General features: G+C 69.4%; 15 protein-coding genes. 13 read left to right on the top strand and 2 right to left on the bottom strand.

The window, feature by feature from the left end; all coding sequences use genetic code 11:
• Nucleotides 1–87: 87 nt before the first annotated feature.
• Complete coding sequence (locus ACIRGA_RS37300) at nucleotides 88–1,119, bottom strand: NAD(P)/FAD-dependent oxidoreductase (protein WP_400950870.1); 1,032 nt, start codon at nucleotides 1,117–1,119, stop codon at nucleotides 88–90.
• A gap of 6 nt (nucleotides 1,120–1,125) precedes the next feature.
• Nucleotides 1,126–3,612 (bottom strand): aminopeptidase N, encoded by a 2,487-nt coding sequence (gene pepN / locus ACIRGA_RS37295; protein WP_400950867.1) that lies wholly within the window; start codon nucleotides 3,610–3,612, stop codon nucleotides 1,126–1,128.
• A gap of 481 nt (nucleotides 3,613–4,093) precedes the next feature.
• Here pepN and ACIRGA_RS37290 point away from each other — a divergent pair, with 481 nt between their 5' ends.
• The 13 genes from ACIRGA_RS37290 (at nucleotide 4,094) to ACIRGA_RS37230 (ending at nucleotide 18,665) form a co-directional block, all read left to right on the top strand.
• Entirely contained in the window at nucleotides 4,094–5,137 is a 1,044-nt protein-coding gene (locus ACIRGA_RS37290; protein WP_400950865.1) for a ParB/RepB/Spo0J family partition protein, read from the top strand.
• 278 nt (nucleotides 5,138–5,415) lie between these two features.
• Complete coding sequence (locus tag ACIRGA_RS37285; protein ID WP_400950862.1) at nucleotides 5,416–6,444, top strand: 3-oxoacyl-[acyl-carrier-protein] synthase III C-terminal domain-containing protein; 1,029 nt, start codon at nucleotides 5,416–5,418, stop codon at nucleotides 6,442–6,444.
• A gap of 10 nt (nucleotides 6,445–6,454) precedes the next feature.
• Entirely contained in the window at nucleotides 6,455–8,308 is a 1,854-nt protein-coding gene (locus ACIRGA_RS37280) for an HAD-IIIC family phosphatase (protein ID WP_400950859.1), read from the top strand.
• The gene (locus ACIRGA_RS37275; protein ID WP_400950857.1) at nucleotides 8,292–8,561 is read left to right on the top strand and encodes an acyl carrier protein; all 270 of its coding nucleotides are present in this window, start codon (nucleotides 8,292–8,294) and stop codon (nucleotides 8,559–8,561) included. Before ACIRGA_RS37280 ends, ACIRGA_RS37275 begins: the two co-directional genes overlap by 17 nt.
• A gap of 16 nt (nucleotides 8,562–8,577) precedes the next feature.
• Nucleotides 8,578–9,900 carry a lysine N(6)-hydroxylase/L-ornithine N(5)-oxygenase family protein gene (locus tag ACIRGA_RS37270; protein ID WP_400950855.1) on the top strand — a complete coding sequence of 441 codons (1,323 nt, stop codon included), beginning with the start codon at nucleotides 8,578–8,580 and terminating at the stop codon, nucleotides 9,898–9,900.
• A gap of 2 nt (nucleotides 9,901–9,902) precedes the next feature.
• The gene (locus tag ACIRGA_RS37265) at nucleotides 9,903–10,271 is read left to right on the top strand and encodes a cupin domain-containing protein (protein ID WP_400950853.1); all 369 of its coding nucleotides are present in this window, start codon (nucleotides 9,903–9,905) and stop codon (nucleotides 10,269–10,271) included.
• Nucleotides 10,272–11,918: a class I tRNA ligase family protein gene (locus ACIRGA_RS37260; RefSeq protein ID WP_400950850.1), complete on the top strand. Its 1,647-nt coding sequence runs from the start codon at nucleotides 10,272–10,274 to the stop codon at nucleotides 11,916–11,918. It begins immediately after the preceding gene.
• On the top strand, nucleotides 11,815–13,065 hold the full coding sequence (locus tag ACIRGA_RS37255; protein WP_400950847.1) for an ATP-grasp domain-containing protein: 1,251 nt from the start codon (nucleotides 11,815–11,817) through the stop codon (nucleotides 13,063–13,065). Before ACIRGA_RS37260 ends, ACIRGA_RS37255 begins: the two co-directional genes overlap by 104 nt.
• Entirely contained in the window at nucleotides 13,062–13,994 is a 933-nt protein-coding gene (gene ddaH / locus ACIRGA_RS37250) for a dimethylargininase (protein ID WP_400950844.1), read from the top strand. Before ACIRGA_RS37255 ends, ddaH begins: the two co-directional genes overlap by 4 nt.
• The gene (locus ACIRGA_RS37245; protein WP_125801063.1) at nucleotides 13,991–14,335 is read left to right on the top strand and encodes a hypothetical protein; all 345 of its coding nucleotides are present in this window, start codon (nucleotides 13,991–13,993) and stop codon (nucleotides 14,333–14,335) included. Before ddaH ends, ACIRGA_RS37245 begins: the two co-directional genes overlap by 4 nt.
• A gap of 5 nt (nucleotides 14,336–14,340) precedes the next feature.
• Nucleotides 14,341–16,134, top strand: coding sequence for an ABC transporter substrate-binding protein (locus ACIRGA_RS37240; protein WP_400950842.1), 1,794 nt, complete (start codon nucleotides 14,341–14,343; stop codon nucleotides 16,132–16,134).
• Nucleotides 16,127–17,425, top strand: coding sequence for a cation:proton antiporter (locus tag ACIRGA_RS37235; protein WP_400950839.1), 1,299 nt, complete (start codon nucleotides 16,127–16,129; stop codon nucleotides 17,423–17,425). The genes ACIRGA_RS37240 and ACIRGA_RS37235 overlap by 8 nt, the downstream gene beginning before the upstream one ends.
• On the top strand, nucleotides 17,415–18,665 hold the full coding sequence (locus tag ACIRGA_RS37230) for an ATP-grasp domain-containing protein (RefSeq protein ID WP_400950836.1): 1,251 nt from the start codon (nucleotides 17,415–17,417) through the stop codon (nucleotides 18,663–18,665). Before ACIRGA_RS37235 ends, ACIRGA_RS37230 begins: the two co-directional genes overlap by 11 nt.
• The last annotated feature ends 9 nt before the right edge of the window (nucleotides 18,666–18,674 follow it).

Below are 18,674 nucleotides of genomic sequence, written 5' to 3'. Positions count from 1 at the left end.
GGTGGGTGTTGGTGGTGGGGGGTGGGGGGGGGTGGGTGTTGGTGGGTGGTTTTCCCCCCCCCCCCCCCCCCCCCCCCCCACGACCGGTCATCGCACCAGCGCGGCCGCCGCGACCCGGCTCGCCGCGACGACGATCTTGGCGGCACCACCAGAGCCGCCGCTGAAGGTGAACACCCCCGGCCCGGCCTCCCGTAGCGCGAGGCCCGGCGGGTCGCGATAGCAGTCGGACGACGCCGTGGTCCGATGTGGACAGTTCGCCGCCGGCGGATGACCGAGCAGGCGCCGGGCCTCGTCCGCGACCCGCTCAGCGAGCGCGGCGTCCGGCCGCGGGCCGGAGGGGTCGACGTCCCAGCGTTCGCTCGGCAGGCCGAGCAGGAACCCCGCGTCACCCGCCGGGCGGCCCCACAGGCCGGTGCCCTCCCAGACGAACGTTCCGAGCCGAGCCGGCCGCCCCTCGTACACCGTGTATTGGATCTGTTTGACGCGCGTCCCATCGCCGGGCAGCCCGCTCGCCACCAGCAAGGCGGGCGTCCACGGGCCGGCGGCGAGCACGACCGCGTCGTATTCCGCGGTCGCGCCATCGGCCAGGCGCAGGACCGGGCCCGGACCCACGGCCGTCACCGGAAGCCGCCGGACGGTCGCGCCGCGGTCGGTGAGCCAGCCCAGCGCGGCGGCGCGCAACCCGGCGGGCGACAGGTAACCCGCGTGCCGTTCGACGACCGCGGTCACCCCGGCGGGCAGGCCGCGGAACGGATACCGGACGGCCAGCTCGGGGCCGGTGAGCAAGGTCGCCGAGCCGGGCAGCACGTCTTCGAGCACCCGGACCAGCTCGGTCACCTCGGCTCCGGGAGGCAGCAGGTACACCGACCCGACCTCCCGGTAGTCCGACGCCGTCCGCAACGCGGGGTCTCCGCGCAGTTCCGCGAGACTCTGCGCGGCCAGCAGGCATTCCGGCGCGGTCCGCTCGAAACCGCGGACCAGACCGCCGGACACGCTGGTCGCGTCACCGTCGGCCGATCGAGCGGTGTACAGGTCGACCGCGATCCGCGGCGCCGACCGCAGCAGACGCCAGGCGAGCATCGTGCCCGCGACGCCGCCGCCGGCGATTCCCACGCGCACGGCGACTCAGTCGCTGCCGTCGGACCGGGCGGCCACCGCCCGGCGCAGGTCGTCGGTGAAGTCCGCGACCCGCCTGCGCAGCGGCAACTCGACGTCGGCACGGGACAGCAGCTCGTCGGCGAGCCGCAGGGTCTCCGGCGAAGCGGCGTAACGCGGGTAAAGGAACCGCACCAGCACGTCCAGCACGAGGTCGCCGCGCAGCCTGGCGGCCGCGGGCATCTCTGCGAAGAACCGCGGAACGTACCCGGCGGTCAGCTCCGCCTGCTCCGGTTGCCAGAATCCCTCGGCCAGCGCCCAAAGTCCGTAGCTGGAGACCTCGGTGTCGCCGACGATCGCCTCCCAGGCCGCGCTCTTGGCCGCCGGATCCGGCCTGGCCGCACGGCATTTCGCCGCGAACTGCGCACCCCTGGTGCTGGGATCCGCCTGGTGCGCCGCGGCGATCTCGTCCTCGGAAAGCCCGCCGAGCACGGCGAGCCGGTACCTGGTCCGCCAGGCCAGATCCGCGTCGAGCACGAGCCCGGCGGGCTGCCGGGTACCTTCCAGCCAGCCACGAAGCTCGCCGACGTCGGCGCTGAACTCGATGAGCCCCCGGCACAGGCACAGCCAGATCTCATCGGATGGCGCGACGTCGGCCATGCGGTCGCGAATCGCGCCGGCGATGGCGGCTAGCGCCGCTGGCCGCCGCGCCGGGGGCAGGAAACGATCCGCGACGTCGACACGGGCCTGTTCGAGCACCTCGACGACGATGGACGGTTCCGGCTCCACGGCGAGCATCCCGGTCACCAGGTCGAGGTGGTCGGCGGCCGGGTAGGCGCCGTCTTGCACCGCCAGCAGCAGCGCGCACCACACCATCGCCCGGTTGACCGGGGACAACCGGGGAAGGAACTCGGGCAGCGCGGCGCGGGAACGGTCGTCGAAGCGGATCTTCGCGTAGGTCAGGTCGCCATCGTTGAGCAGGACGAACTCCGGCACCGGGCGGCCGACCAGCTGCGGCAGCTCGGTCCGTGCACCCTCGACCGCGACCCGCACCGTCGCGGACTCGTCGCCGTAGCAGCCCACATCCAGCGTGTGCGGCCGCGGCACCGGGTGGCCGACCGGGACGTCCTGGCGCACGGCGGCCGCCGTGATCACCCCGTCGGTCACCGTGATCTCCGGGGTGATCGTGCTGACGTCGCAGGTGGAGAACCACACACGGGCCCATTCGGTCAGATCGGTTCCGGTGGCCTCGCTCAACGCGGCGAGGAAGTCGGAGAACGTCGCCGTGCCGTACGCGTGGCGGGTGAAGTAGACACGCAGGCCCTCGCGCAGCGCCGGGGTGCCGACGCGCGCGGCCAGCTGCCGCAGCACCGAAGAGCCCTTGAAATAGGAGATCCGGTCCAGTTCGAGCAACACCGTCCGCACGTCCGGCCCGGCCAGGCTCACCGGATGGGTCGACGGCCGCTGGTCGGCGACGTAGGCCTGGGCCTTGCGTCGCACGGCGAACGTGGTCAACGGCCCGGAGAACCTGGTCACGTCGCTGGTGACCCGGTGGGCCATGTAATCGGCGAACGCCTGGCCGAGCCAGAGGTCGTCCCACCAGGTGTTGGTGACCAGCCCGGCCAGCCACATCAGGGACAGGCCGTGCGCGATGACCACCGCCCTGGTCTCCCGTTCGCTGTCCGGCACGGCGGAGCCGAACAGGTACAGCTCGCGCAGCAGCACACAACCGGGGTGGTCGAGCGAGAGCACGCTGAACTCCGGGACGAAGACCTGATCGAACTTGCCGAACGGATAGGGCACACCGAACATCCGCCCGTATTCGTCGAGGCATTGCCCGGTGATCTCGAAGATCTCGTCGATGTCGTCCTTGAGCCCGTCGGCCAGCGAGGCCCGGCAGTGCAGGCCCAGCGGCACTCCGTCGTGCTCGGCGTGGAAGGACTCGTACGGACCGACCGCCAGCGTGGTGAGGTAGGTCGCCAGTGGCGCGGTCTCGGCAAGTCGCCAACGCCCCGCGCCGAGCCGGGTCGCCGGGGCGTTGCCGAGCACCTGCCAGTCGTCGTCGGGAACGGTGACGGTGAAGGTGAACGGCGCCTTGAGATCCGGTTGGTCGAAGCAGGCGAAGATCCGGGGCGCGTTGTCGATGTACACGAAGGCGTACAGGTAGACCTGGCCGTCGGCGGGATCGGTGTACCGATGCAGGCCTTCGCACTCCCGTGAGTAGGCCATGTCGGCGACCACGACGAGCTCGTTCTCGTCGGCGAGGCCGGTGAGCGTGAGCCGCCCGTCCTGGAGCTCGGCGACGTCCGGTTCACGACCGTTGAGGGTCACCGAGCGCAGCGCGCGGGGACGCACGTCGAGGAATGTGCCGTCAGTTCCGGAACGCGCGTCGAAAACGATTCTCGTCGTCGATCGGAATATCTCGTCCCCGAGCGTCAGGTCGAGCTCGACCTGATACGACCGTACCCGCAGCAATGCGCCGCGTGACTTCGCTTCGGCCTGCGTCAGACTGGGCATTTCCACGACCCTCCAAATAGCTGTATCGCCGCCGCCGAACAGCTCAGGCGGCCGCCGAATAGACAAAGTTCCGAGCCGCCGAATAGCGCATTCGACGCTCAACCGCGTCCCGCGAAGCAGTTGAACGGGCAGCGCGGACCGCCCGATGGTTCCGTCGGCTGCCCCTTGGCGCACTGGAACTCGCTTGAACACCTAGTTCACGGTCGATCGACGACCTACCCTCTGACCAGGAGAGCGGGGAGGGCAACAGTGATGACGCAGTTCATGAGTTGAACGACGCCGGGTTCAATGGGGACATTTTAATGGGGGACGCGGTCGGCGACGGTTTTGCATCCTCGCACTGCCGCACAAATCGCAATTCAGGTCTCAGGCGACGACGCCCGAAAACAGCGAAGAGTCGATAGTCGGTAATCGGACGGGCGCCAGGACTCATTCAGGGTAAGTCGCAGGTTTGCCATCCACAACCCGACGGGGGTGCCCATTGAGCGGGCAAGCTGACCACGGCTCCGGCCAGGGGCATTCGGCTGTTTCGAAACGACAGGACGAACCGTCGACCGAGTATCCGAAGGCGGACCAGGTCACCTACACCGTTCCGTTGGCCGCGTTACGACCGGCGGACTCGCCGCGGTTGATCGGTGAGGACGCCGAGCACATCCGGGTACTGGCCGAACCGGATCGCGCGCTGCCGCCGATCCTGGTCCACCGCTCGACCATGCGGATCATCGACGGGATGCACCGGCTCGGCGCGGCCCGCCTGCGCGGCCAGAACTCCATCGACGTGGTCTTCTTCGACGGCAGCGAGGAAGACGCGTTCGTACTGGCGGTCAAGGCCAACGTCGCGCACGGCCTGCCGTTGTCCTACGCGGACCGCGAAGCCGCGGTCGCCCGCATCGTCATCTCCCACCCCGACTGGTCCGATCGCGCCATCGCCGCGGCCGCCGGACTCGGACCCCGTACCGTCGCCGCGGTTCGCGGCCGCATCGACGGGCTTCCGCGAGGAACGGCGCGGCTCGGCCGTGACGGGAAGGTCCGCCCGCTGGACAGCACCGACGGCCGGCGCGTCGCGAGCAGACTGATCGCGGCTTTCCCGGACGCGTCCTTGCGCTCGATCGCACGCGCGGCGGGCATCGCCCCGGCCACCGTCCGTGACGTGCGCGAACGGCTCCAGCGCGGTGAGGATCCGGTGCCACCGCGCCGGCCACGCGCCGTCCGGGACGGCCGCACCGAACGGCGCGAGACCAGCCAGCCCGCTCACGACCACACCGAGCGTCTCTCGACGACGGAGCGCAACGCGGTCCTGCGGAACCTCGAGCGCGATCCGTCCCTGCGCTTCGCCCAGACCGGTACCCGGACACTGCGCTGGCTCGTGCACCGCGTGATCGCAGAGGAGGAGTGGCGTGAACTGGTCGACACGGTCCCACCGCACAGCGTGTACGTCCTCGCCGCATTGGCTCGCCGGTGCGCGAACGAGTGGATCGAGTTCGCGCACCAACTCGAACAGCGAGTCGGCGCACAGAAGACGTAGCCCGCCGGTGAATACGACAACGTGTTCAACCGAGCATCGGAACTCAGTTGAACGACGACCGGTTGTCGGACGGCGAACCGTGCGGCAGTATTCCCACGCACCACGCCTTGGGGGCCGATAACCGTTCGCGAATTCCGTCGCTCCGGATCTCCGCGAAACCGTCATCGCGAAATCGGCTTGCCGATTCCGATACTTGTCCGATCGATTCTTATTCGTCCGCCCCGACCATCGGTTCATGATTCCACGGAAGACCTGCCGGTTCGGCAAGAGGAGAAGAAATGGCAGCACCGATCGTCGAATTCGGTATCGCCGGCTTCGGTTACGCCTTCGGCGAAGACCAGGACGTCGAACAGGTCGCCGGGGCTTATGTCGGCGACCCGGAGCGCGTCGTCCAGTGGGGTTATCGGACCTTCCATCGTGCCGAGGACGGGGTGACCTCGACCGCGCTGGCGGCGGAGGCGTCCCGTGCGGCACTGGCCAGGGTCGCGATCGACCCCGCGGACGTCGATCTGGTGGTACTGGCCAATTCCGAGCTGGCGGAGTACCCGTATTGGGACTCCTCCGCCGCGCTCGCCAGGGAGCTGAAGATCCGGGAGCGGCAGACGATGCTGCTGGCCGAAGGCTGCGCCTGCGGGGTGACCGGGCTCGGCGCCGTCGCCGGGCAGCTGATGCTGCGGCCGGAGCTCGACACGGTGCTGTTCACCGCCGTCAACCGGGTCAGCGAATTCCATCGCAACCGGATGAACGTCAACAACGCCGTGCACAGCGACGGCGCGGTCGCCGTGGTGCTGCGCCGAGGCCACGGCCGCACCACGTGGCTGGCCACCGAGCAGTTCACCGATTCCGACTTCTGCGACTGGTTCCGCACCGATGTCGGCGGCAGTATCACGCCGATTCCGCCACCCGGCTGGTCGAGTGCGACGGCGCCGAGCGGGACCGAACGCGTGCAGGCCCATTTCCGGAAAGACCCCCGGCTGCTCCGGCGATTCGGCGAACAGCTCAACGCGCGAGTCGTCGAAGTGGTCGAGCGGGCCTGCCTCCGGGCGGATGTCCGGCGCGAAGATCTCGCCCGGCTCATCTACATCAACGACCCGGACGGTATCGCCGACGTGGCCGGCTTGATCGACTTCCCGCTGGACAGGACGAACCACGATCTCGCGAGCGACCACGGCCATATGGGCGCGGCGGATCAGCTGGTCGCGCTGGGCACGTTCCTCGACCGCGGCGAACTGAATTCGGGGGATCTCGTCGCACTCGCCGGAATCTCCATCGGCATGCGCTGGTATTGCACGATTTTCCGAATCTAGGCAGGGGTCGATGAACGATTTCACGGAATTGCTCGGCGGCCTCCGCACCGCGATGGCCACTCACTCGACGCCTTCTCCGGGGGTGCGACAGCGGCTCGGGGAGGTCGAGGATCCGGCGACGGTCCGCCGGGCGGGCCGTATCCTCGCCGACCTCCCGCCCGCCGGGGCGGATCTGCGGCCGGTCCGGATGACCGTGCTGGCCACCTGCACGATCGGCCCGTTCGAGCATCTGCTGCGCGCCGCACTGGTCGCCACCGGCTCCCGGCCCACCCTTCTCCTCGGTGACTACGGCACGTTCGACCTGTCACTGGCCGCGGGCGAGATCGACGGCTCCCCCGACATCGTCACCTGCCTGCTGGACGAGCGGTACTTCGTGCCCCGTGAGTGGAGTGCCGTCGACACCGCGGGCCTGGCCGAACACCTGACTGCCCGGTTCGCCGAGCTGCGAGGACTGATCCTGGCCTGCCTGCGGCGCACGCCGGGCGCGTTCGTGCTGCACACCGTGCCGATGCCCGCCGAACTGCGTGATTCGGTGATCAGCTGGCGGGCACGGGCCGCGATCGGCCGGGCGTGGCACCGGCTCAACGCGGACCTTCTCGGCCTGGCGGAGGACGACGGCCGGATCACGGTGGTGGACCTGGCCGGTGAACTCGCGGATCTCGCGGTCGCGGCCCGGGACGAGCGACTGCACCGGTACGCGGATCTGCCCTACACCGACGGCGCGCTCCTCGCGCTGGCCCGGCAGGTCGCCCGCGTGGTCGCGGCCAGGTCGGGGCTTTCCCGCAAGGTGCTCGCGGTCGATCTGGACAACACGCTGTGGGGTGGCGTGCTCGGCGAAGCGGGCGAGGCGGGCCTGCAACTCGGCGGGCTGTACCCCGGGAACTGCTACCAGGACCTGCAGCGAGCCGTGCGACGGCTGCGCGAGCAGGGGGTCGTCCTCGTCCTGGCCAGCAAGAACGACGCCGGCGCGGTCGACGAGGTGCTGAGCGGTCATCCGGAAATGCTGCTGCGGCAGGAGGATTTCGCGGTCCGCGCGGTGAACTGGTCGGCGAAGGCGCAGAACCTGCGGCAAGCCGCCGAGACGCTCAACCTGGCCGCGAACGCGTTCGTCTTCATGGACGATTCCCCGTTCGAACGCGGGCATGTGGCCGCCGAACTGCCCGACGTCGCGCTGGTGGCTGCCGACGGCGACCCGGCCCACCTGGTCCGCTCGCTGCTGCGGCCCGGCTGGTTCGACGTCCCGGAACTCACGGGCACCGACCTGAAACGTCCGGCGCTGTACCGCTCGCGCGCGCTGCGCACCGACTTCTCCACCGGGTTCGCTTCGTCGGAGGACTACCTGCGCGCGTTGCGGACGCGGGTGATCGCGCATCCGGTCACCACCTTCGAGGTGGGCCGGGTCGCCCAGCTCTCCGCGCGCACGAACCAGTTCAACCTGACCGGGCACCGGTTCGACGAAGGGGTCACGACCGCGATGTGCGCCGATCCGGACCGCCTCGTCGCCTCTTTCGCGGTGTCGGACCGGTTCGGCGACGAGGGGATCGTCGGCGCCGCGTGGATCGAGTGCCGAGGACGGGTCTGGTGGGTCCTGAACCTGGTGCTGAGCTGCCGGGTGTTCGGCCGCGGCATCGAGTTCGCGATCACGGACTGGATCGTGCGGCGGGCCCGCGACGCCGGGGCCGCCGCGGTGGTCGGCCGCTACGTGCCGACCGGACGCAACAAGGTGGCCGACGGCTTCTGGGAGAAGGCCGGCTTCACCCCGTCCGACGAGGACGGCCTGTACACCGTGGTGCCCGCCACCGCGCCGAGTTGCCTGCCCACCTGGATCGCCTACCCGGAGACGAGTGATGACCGAAATGGATGACACGGCGTCCGTCGTGCTGAACACGCTGAGCGAAGTACTGAACAAGCCGGACGCCGATCTGCGGGCCCGTCCGGTGCTCGCCACCCACGGCTGGGACAGCCTCACGTCGCTGGAAGTCCTTTCCCAGCTGGAAAGCAGGCTGTCGGTGACGCTCGATCTGCGCGGCTACCACGCCGCGCACACGGTGACGGCCCTGATCGATCTCGTCGCGGCCGCCGCGACGACCAACGCGGGCGCCGGTCGGCGCGGATAGCCGGGGAGGATTTGCGGTGCGATTTCAAGAAGTAGAGTTGCTGGCGATCGGAGCGGGGCCGTCCGGCCTCGCGCTCGCCGTCGCCGTCGAAGAGCTCGCGAAGTCCGAGCTCGCCAAGGAAACGCTCATCGTCGAGCAGCAGGACGACGTGGTCTGGCAGCGCGGCATGCTGATCCCGTGGACGCAGAGCCAGGTCTCGTTCCTCAAGGACCTGGTCACCCAGCGCAACCCGCGGAGTCCCTTCAGTTTCGTCAACTACCTGCACTCCGTGGGCCGCTTGGACCAGTTCATCAACCTGGGCAGCTTCACGCCGTACCGGATGGAGATCTCCGGCTATCTGGGCTGGGTCGCCAGATCCCTGCCGAACGTGCGGATCGACTACGGACGGCGCTGTGTTTCGGTCCGGCCGTTCGGTGTCGCGGACGGGACCGGCGAGTGGCTGGTCCAAATGGCCGACGGCAGTGCCGTGGTGTGCCGTCACCTGGTGGTCGCGGCCGGGCGGGACCCGTACATCCCGGAGACCTTCGCGGCCATCCCGCGCGAGCTGATGATCCACAGCACCGAGTTCGCGGCGCGGATCGGCGAGATCGACCCCGGGCAGACGCGCCGGATCGTGGTCGTCGGCGGGGCGCAGAGCGCGGCCGAGATGCTCTGGACGGCGCACCAGACGTTCCCCGGGACGCAGTGCACGATGGTGATGCGCTCGATCGGCCTCAACGCCTACGAGTCCAGCAAGTTCACCAACGAGCTGTTCTATCCGTCCTTTGTGGACGAGTTCCACTCGGCGCTGCCGGAGGCCAGGGAGCAGCTGCTGCGCGAGATGCACCGGACCAACTACGCCGGTCTCACCCCGGACATGCTCGACACCCTGTACCGGCAGATGTACATCGAACGGCTCACCGGGACCGAACGCATCGAGATGATCCCGATGGTCGACGTGGCCGAGGCCGAGATGGACGGCCGCGAGATCGTGCTCACCCTCGTCGACCGCAAATCCGGCCGTCGCTCCACGCAGCGCTGTGACGTGGTGCTGCTCGGCACCGGTTTCACCAAACGGATGCCGCGGATCGTCAAGGACATGGCCTCCGCCGTCGGGATCGACGAGATCACCGTCAACCGCAGCTACCGGATGAGCCTGCCGCCTTCGTTCAGCGGGACCTGTCATCTGCAGGGGGTCAACGAGGCCACCCACGGCATCGCCGACTCCCTGCTCAGCGTGCTGGCCGCGCGGGCGGCGGAGATCGTCACCGATCTGCTCGCCGAACGCCGGCTGCCACCGCTGACCGCCATCACCGAAGCCACCGCCCGCCCGCTCGCCGCTACCCAAGGAGCGCAGTGACCATGATGGAGATCCGCCGGCTCGATCCCGCGAACCTCAAACCGGACAACGGCCTGGCCGCCACCCGGCTGTTGCCGTGGCCGGAGCTGAACGCACCGTTCGAGGGCTCCTGGTGTGTGGTGGCGCCGGGCGCGGAATCCGGCGCGCACAGCCACGACGAATACGAGATCTGGGTGGCCATGACCGGGGCCGCGGAGATCGTCTGCGACGGACGCCGGGTGCCGTTCGCCGCCGGCGACGTCGTGCACTTCCGGCCGGGCTCGCGGCATCAGGTGGTGAACACCGGCGCCGAGGAGTTCCGGATGTACGCGGTCTGGTGGGACCGGGAGATGGCCGGGCGGTTCACCACCCGCGACGAGGCCGGCGTGTAGATGTCCACGACCATCGTGGTCGCCGCGACCCCGACGCCCAACGGCGACCTGCACATCGGACATCTGGCCGGGCCCTACCTGGCGGGCGACGTGTACGCCCGGTACCTGCGGGCCACCGGTGCTTCGGTGATCTACACGACCTGCACCGACGACAGCCAGAGCTACGTCGTGTCCACCGCGCGGCGATCGGGCACCACCCCGCGGGAGCTGTGCGCCGCCTCGACCGCGGCGATCGGCCGTTCGCTTTCCGCGATGGGCATCTCGATGGCCGGTCTGCCACCGATCGGCGACGTCTACCGGCGCACGGTGCTCGAGTTCGTCACCACCCTGTACGAGGCGGGCCGGTTCCGGAAACGGACGGTGCGGCTGCCGGTCGCGACCCGATCCGGCACGTACCTGTTCGACGGGCTGGTCACCGGCACCTGCCCGGTCTGCCTGGCGAGCAGCAGCGGCGGGGCCTGCGAGGCCTGCGGGCACCCGAACAACTACGACGAGCTGCTCGATCCACGCTCCACACTGGACCCGGACGACCCGGTGTCCTATCGGGACACGGAGATCCTGGTGCTGCCGATGGAGGAGTACCGGGAGCGGCTCACCGCCTACTACGCCGCGCAGGCGGGACGCTGGCGGCCGCACGCGATGCAGCTGATCGGCGAGTTGCTGGCCGGGCCGCTGCCGGAGGTGCCCGTGACGATCCCTGCCGGGTGGGGCGTTCCCGCGCCGTTCCCGGAGACGCCCGGCCAGATGCTGTACCCGTGGATCGAGGCGATGCCGGCGGTCATGTACGGCACCTGGTGGTCGGCGGGCGACACCGCGGTGCCGGTCGACGAGCACTGGCGAGCCGAGCACCACGCCGACGTCGTCTACTTCCACGGTTACGACAACGTCTACCACTGGGGCCTGATGGATCTCGTGTTCCTGCTGGCCCACGGCGACCGGTACGTCACACCGTCGGCCAACGTCTGCAACGAGTTCTACAACCTGACCGGGGAGAAGTTCTCCACCAGCCGTGGTCATCTGATCCGGGCGGCCGACCTGCTGGCGGAGGTCCCGCGCGACCTGGTCCGATTCCATCTGGCGCATACCGCACCGGAGCAGGCGCGCACCGATTTCACCCGGGAAGGGTTGCGCGACACCGGATACCGGCGGCTCAGCGCACCGTGGAACGCCTTGGCCGAGGCGATGTCGTCGGTGTTGCACGGGCTCTCCGGCACCTTGCCGGTGTCCCCCGCCGGACGCCGTCGCGCCGCGGCCATGCTGGCGCGGTTCCGCGGCTGTTACGAATTGCCCGGCTACAGCATGAACCGCGCCGCCGAGACGGTGCTCACCCAGCTCGACCGGCTGCGCGGCCTCGCGGGTGATCCGACGGTCGTCCCAGGCGATCTGGTGCTCGAGACGCGCACGTTGCTCGCGGGCGCCGCCCCGATCCTGATCGACGTGGCCGAGGCGGCGGGCGGGGACGGGGTCGACCTGTCCCTCGCCGCCGAACCACCCGTGTCCGTTCCCGTGTTCCGACTCCCCCGGCTGCCCGAGGAGGCGAGCCATGAAACTGCTGACCATCGAGACCCGTCAGTACCTGACCTACTACCACTCCCGCTATCGGCAGGTGCAGGCGTTCGGCGTCGATCTGTACGTGATGAACGGTGAGGGGACACCCGACTTCTGGCCGTCCGACCACTACCGGCTGGTCGGCTCGAAGAAGATCGACGAGATGATCGACTGTGCCCGGGAATGGCACGCCACCGAGCACTTCGACGGGGTGATCACCTTTTCCGAGGCGGCGGTGATCGCGGTCGCCTCGGTGGCCGAAGCACTCGGCCTGCCGGGCATCGGCGTCGACGCCGCCCGCAACAGCCGCAACAAACTGCTGATGCGCCAGGCGTACGAACGGGCGGGGGTGCCGATTCCCGCCTTCCGGTTCGTCACCGAACTGGACGACGCGCTCGCGGCGGCCGCCGAATTCGGCTACCCGGTCATCATCAAGCCCACCCTGGGCGCCGGCAGTCACCTGGTGTACCGAGTGGACGGTCCGGAGGAGCTGGCCCGTGACTTCGCCACGGCCAGCGAAGGCCTGCATAACATGTTCTGGATCAACGCCGAGGCCGACGACGTCGACCTCGGTCCGATCGGGTTGCTCGTCGAGTCCTTTTTGGACGGGCCCGAGTACCTGATGGAGGCGCTCGCCTGGGACGACGAGCTCTACCTCGGCTCGGTGGTCGACCGGATCACCGCGGAGGGCCGGAGTTTCGACGACGACGTGCATCACGCGCCGACGTCCCTGCCTGCCGAGGAACTGGCCCGGGTACACCACGTGGTCAAGGCGGCCGCTCGCGCGCAAGGCCTGCGGCGCAGCGCGATGCACGCCGAAGTGCGCTACCACGACGGCAAACCGCATTTGCTGGAGATCGCGGCCAGGGTCGGCGGCGGCGGGCTGGACACCATCGCCCGGCTCACCGCGGACCACGATCCGATCCGTGCCGTGGTCGACGTCGGCCGGGGGGTGAAGCCGCCCGTCCGCCACTACTGGCCGACCGGGACACATATCACCGCGATGTGCCTGATCTGCGACGGCGGCGTGGTCGACCACATCGAGGTGCCGCCAGAGGTGAGCGAATCGGACCGGGTCTTCCTGCTGCAGATCACCGCCCGCCCCGGCGACGTCATCCTCAGACCGCCTGACGGCAACACCATCTTCGGCTTCCTCGGTACCACCGGGACGTCCAAAGAGGACGCTTACGAGCTGATGACCGAACTGGCGGGCAAGATCACCGTCACCTTGGAGCGTGACCGATGAGAGTGGCCCGCACCCGGCGGTTCCTGATGTGCCCGCCCGAGCATTTCGAGGTCAGCTACTCCATCAATCCGTGGATGGAGCCGGACAAGCCGACCGACACGCCACTGGCGATCCTGCAGTGGGACCGGCTGCGCGCCCGGCTGGTCGAGCTCGGCCATCAGGTCGACGTGGTACCGCCGCGGCCCGGCCTGCCCGACATGGTGTTCGCCGCGAACGCGGCCACCGTGGTCGGCGGCCGGGTGCTGGCCGCCCGATACCGGCATCCGCAACGGTTCGGCGAGGCACCGGCCTATCAGGCTTGGTTCGCCGAGCACGGCTACCCGGTCCAGCACGCCCGGTTCGTCAACGAGGGCGAAGGCGACATGCTGCCGACCGGCGACCGTATCCTGGCAGGCACGGGCTTTCGCACCGACGAGCGCGCGCACGCCGAGGCGGCCGACCATTTCGGTCTGCCGGTGGTCACCTTGCGGCTGGTCGACCCGCGCTTTTATCACCTGGACACGGCGCTGGCGGTGCTCGACCACGAAGAGATCATGTACTACCCCGGCGCGTTCTCGCCGGACAGCCAAGCACTGCTCCGCGAGCTGTACCCGACCGCGATCCGGGCGGAGAGGGCCGACGCCGAGGTCTTCGGTCTCAACGCCGTCTCCGACGGCAAGCATGTGTTGCTCCCCCAAGCGGCCGTCCGCCTCACCGAGAGCCTGCGGGCGGCGGGCTTCGAGCCGATCAGCGTCGACCTGTCCGAACTGCTGAAGGCCGGTGGCGCGGCGAAATGCTGCGCGCTGGAGCTCCGCGGGTGGGGGGGGGGGGGGGGGGGGGGGGGGTGGGGTTGGGCTCCCGGGGGCCCCCCCCCCCCCCCCCCCCCCCCCACCACCTGCACCGATGCCTCCCCCACCTTCGACCTTCCCTCCACAAAGGAGCGATCATGATCAATTACGAAGGCCGGCGGTTCCGTCCGGTCGCCGTCGACGACACCGGCGACGACGACGGCGGTGACCGGGTCGCGGTCTACCGGCAGAACGGCGACCTGATCTGGGGTGAGTTCACCGGCGGCCGGGCCCGGCGCGGCTCGCTGACCGGAACCTGTGGCCCCGACGGCAAACTCGACTTCGCGTACTGCATGGTCCTGGAGAGCGGCGAGGTGATCTCCGGTCACTGCACCAGCGTCCCGCGGATCCTCGACGACGGCCGGATCCAGCTCGACGAGGTTTGGCAGCGCTACGGCCCGCACCAGTCCGTCGGAGTCTCCCGCCTCCAAGAGATCCGGTGATCGCGATGACCCGGACCACCGCGAAACCCGCGTCTCGGGGCGAGAAGCCGCGCCGCGGCGGCACGGTCACCTGGGCCTGTGCGCCGGGCTTCCCGCCGGCGGTGATCTTCCCGTTCACCCCGGCGGAACGCATGGGCATGCGCAACGTCCTGGAGTTCCAGGCCCTGATGTACCGCGCCCTGTACTTCTTCGGCAGCGACGGCACACCCGAGGTCGACTACGCCACGAGCATCGGCGAGCCGCCCGTGTGGAGCGAGGACGGGCTGACCGTCACGGTCAAGATCAAGCCGTGGAAATGGTCCAACGGCGAGACCTTGTGCGCCGACAACGTGTTGTTCTGGGTGAACCTGCTCAAGGTCAAGGGCGACCGGTACGGCGAGTACACCCCCGGCTACTTCCCCGACAACTGTGTCGACTACGGCAAGCTGTCCGAGGACACCTGCTACTTCACCTTCGACAAGGTCTACTCCCGGCGCTGGGTGCTGATGAACCAGCTCAGCCTGATCATCCCGCTGCCGAAGGCGTGGGACCGCACCGAGGCGGGACCTGCCAACGCGTCCGGAGATCTCGCCGACGTCGAAGCGGTCTACGACTACCTGATGGCCGAACAGGGCGACATCATCGACGAGAGCAACGAACACCGCACCCACTGGGCCGACAGTCCTGTGTGGAGTGTCGTGAGCGGAGCGTGGCGGCTGAAGAGCTACACCCTGGACGGGGTCGTGACCTTCGTGCCGAACGAGCACTACTCCGGCCCGAACAAACCGCGTCTCGACGAGTTCCGGCAGATCCCATTCTCCTCCGACGAGGAGGAGTACCGCCGGCTGGAGAACGGGCCGGATAGCGAGGACGCGGTCCAGGTGGGCTACCTCCCGCTCAGCTTCGCCACCGGTCACACCGACGATCCGGCCAAGGGCGGCGTGAACCCGCTGGCCGGGCGCTACACGATGGTGCCGCAGGTGGCGTACTGCATCCGGTACACCAGCCTGAACTTCAACAATCCCGGCGTGGTCGGCAAGATGTTCGCCCAGACCTACGTCCGGCAGGCGCTGCAGTGCACGCTCGACCAGGACTCCGCGGTCCGGGACATCTACCAGGGGTACGCCTACCGGCAGAACGGGCCGATGCCGATGCTCCCGGTCACCGATCTGGTGTCACCGCCGCAGCGCGGCGGGGCGTGGCCACTGCCGTTCGATCCCGACCGGGCCAGGGAACTGCTGGCCGAGCACGGCTGGGACACCAGCGTCACCCCGGCGGTCTGCGTCGATCCGGAGCGGGCGGGCGACGGGATCCCGCGCGGCACCAAGCTGAGCTTCCTGCTGCGGTACGTCGAAGGACGGCCGGCGTTGACCCGGCTGATGACCCAGTACCGGCACGATGCCGCCGCGGCCGGGATCGAATTGCGGCTGCAGGAGGTCTACGGTTCGATCCTGGTCGCCGAAGACGCGCCCTGTTACCCGACCGACGAAACCCCTTGCCAGTGGGAGATGTGCTGCTGGAACGGCGGCTGGGTCTACCACCACCCGACCGGCGAGGTCCTGTTCCGGACCGACGCGGGCGGCAACTTCGGCCACTACCACGACCCGGTGGCCGACGAGCTGATCGAGCGCACGGTCACCACCGACGATCCGGAAGTCCTGTACCAGTACCAGGACTACATCGCCGAGCAGGTGCCGGTCGTGTTCAATCCCAACTTCCCGATCCGGTTGTTCGAGGTGGCCGAAAACCTGCGCGGCTTCGCGCCGGTCAACCCGTTCGGCATGATCAGTCCCGAAAACTGGTACTACGTCGATGCCTAGCCCCGTCGCCCCCATCGGCGCGCATTCCATGCTGCTGTTCCTGCTCCAGCTGGGACTGCTGCTCGGACTCGCGCTCTTACTCGGACGGCTCGCGCTCCGGCTGAAGATGCCGGCGGTGGTCGGTGAACTGACCGCCGGTGTCCTCATCGGACCGTCGGTGCTCAGCCATCTGGCCCCCGGCCTCTCGGCTTGGTTGCTGCCGCGCGAGGCCGCGCAGCTCAACCTGCTCGACGCCGTCGGGCAGCTCGGCGTCCTGCTGCTGGTCGGGATCACCGGTCTGCACATGGATCTGAAGCTGGTGCGGCGCAAGGGCAAACCCGCGGCCTGGACGAGCGCGGGCGGCCTGCTGGTGCCGTTGGGCCTCGGCATCGGGCTCGGCTTCGCACTGCCCGCGTCACTGGTACCGGCCGGGATCGACCGCGGGGTGTTCGCGTTGTTCATGGGCGTCGCGATGGGCGTGAGCGCGATCCCGGTGATCGCGAAGACCCTGCTGGAGATGCGCCTGCTGCACCGGGACATCGGCCAGTTGATCGTCAGCGCCGCGGCCGTGGACGACATCATCGGCTGGCTGCTGCTGTCGGTGGTGTCCGCGCTGGCCGTCACCGGGCTGGTCGCCGGTCAGGTGGCGCTGTCGGTCGGCGGGTTGCTGCTGGTCCTGGTGCTCACGGTCGTCGCCGGACGGCCGCTGGTCAACGCGTCGCTGCGCCTGGCGGGCCGCTCTTCCGAGCCGGGGCCCGGTATCGCCACGACCGTGGTCCTGCTCCTGCTGGCCGCCGCGGGCACCCACGCGGTGGGCATGGAACCGTTACTGGGCGCACTGCTGTGCGGCATCCTGATCGGCTCGTCCAGGCACATCGACCTCGCCCGGCTCGCGCCGTTGCGCACCACCGTGCTGTCCGTGCTCACCCCGATCTACTTCGCCACCGCGGGGCTGCGGATGGATCTCACCGCGCTTCGCGATCCCGCGGTGCTCGGCTCGGCCGTGCTGGTGCTGGTCATCGCGGTCTTCGGCAAGTTCGCCGGCGCCTATCTCGGTGCCAGAGCGGGGAGGCTCAGCCATTGGGAGGGGCTTGCGCTCGGCAGCGGCCTCAACGCGCGAGGCGTGATCCAGGTGATCGTCGCGATCGTCGGGCTGCGGCTCGGCGTACTGAATACCGCCACGTACACGATCATCGTGCTGGTCGCGATCGTGACGTCGTTGATGGCGCCACCGACACTGCGCTACGCGGTGCGGCGGATCGCCGTCACGGAGGAGGAACGCGTACGGGAGAAGGGGTTCCATGTCCAGTGAAGAGCGACCGCGGCTGCTGCTGATCGCGACCGGCTGGCGGGTGTTCCGGGAATACCTGCTGAAATCGATCGGCGCCCGGTACCGGGTCCACCTGTTCCACACCGCCGAACCACAATGGGAACGGGAGTACATCACCGGCTGGTCCGTGCTGCCCAGCACCATCGACGGTCCGGCGATGGCCCGCGAGGCCGTCCGGCTGAACGATTCCGAGCCGTTCGATGGCGTGCTCTGCTGGGACGAGGGGCGTATCCACGCCACCGCCCACGTCGCGGAGGCACTCGGGCTGCGATGCGGCGACCCGGCGATGATCTGGCGGCTGCGGGACAAGGCGCAGACCCGCGCCGCGCTGGCCGAGGCCGGCGTGCCGCAGCCCCGCTCGGTCAAGGTCCGCACCCTCGCCGAGGCGCTGGCCGCGGCGGAGCAGGTGGGATACCCGGCCATCCTCAAACCCCGCGGTCTCGGCGCCAGTCTCGGGGTGGTCCGGGTCGACGATCCCGAGCGGCTGCGCGAGATGTTCGCCTTCACCCGCGACACCAAGGCACCGGACCCGGTCGTCTACGCGAGTGATCATCCGGTCCTGGTCGAGCAGTGCGTGACCGGCGAGGAGATCAGCGTCGACTCGGTCGTCCAGGACGGGAAGGTCACGCCGCTCTTCCTCGCCCGCAAGGTGGTCGGCTTCCCGCCCTACGCCGAAGAGGTCGGCCATTACGTGGACGCCGACGATCCGCTGCTCGCCGACTCCACGTTCACCGCGCTCCTGCAGGACACCCATACCGCGCTGGGCTTCCGGGACGGGTGGACGCACACCGAGTACATGCTGACCGCGACGGGCCCGAAACTCATCGAGGTCAACGGCAGGCTCGGCGGCGACCTGATCCCGTACCTCGGCAAGCTGGCGACCGGCATCGACCCCGGCGCCCTCGCCGCCGCGGCCGCCTGCGGTCACGACCTCGACGTGCGTCCCACCCGGCGGCGGGTGGCCGGGATCCGCTTCTGTTACGTCGACCGGGACGACACCACCATCGCCTCGATCCACTTCGACCAGGCGGCGCTTCCGTCCACAGTGGACCAAGCGGTCACCATCGCCGAACCCGGCGCCGTGGTTTCCCCGCCACCCAAGGGAACTGTCTGGGGTCGCGTCGCATATGTCACCGTCGTCGCGGGCTCGATCGGCGAGTGCGCCCGGACGCTCGACGCCGCCCATGCCTCGCTGCGCATCACCACGGCGGGTGGCCGCTGAGCCGAACGA

Source organism: Amycolatopsis sp. NPDC102389, assembly GCF_044765885.1.
Taxonomy (GTDB): domain Bacteria; phylum Actinomycetota; class Actinomycetes; order Mycobacteriales; family Pseudonocardiaceae; genus Amycolatopsis.
This window is presented reverse-complemented; position numbering and strand designations above follow the sequence as displayed.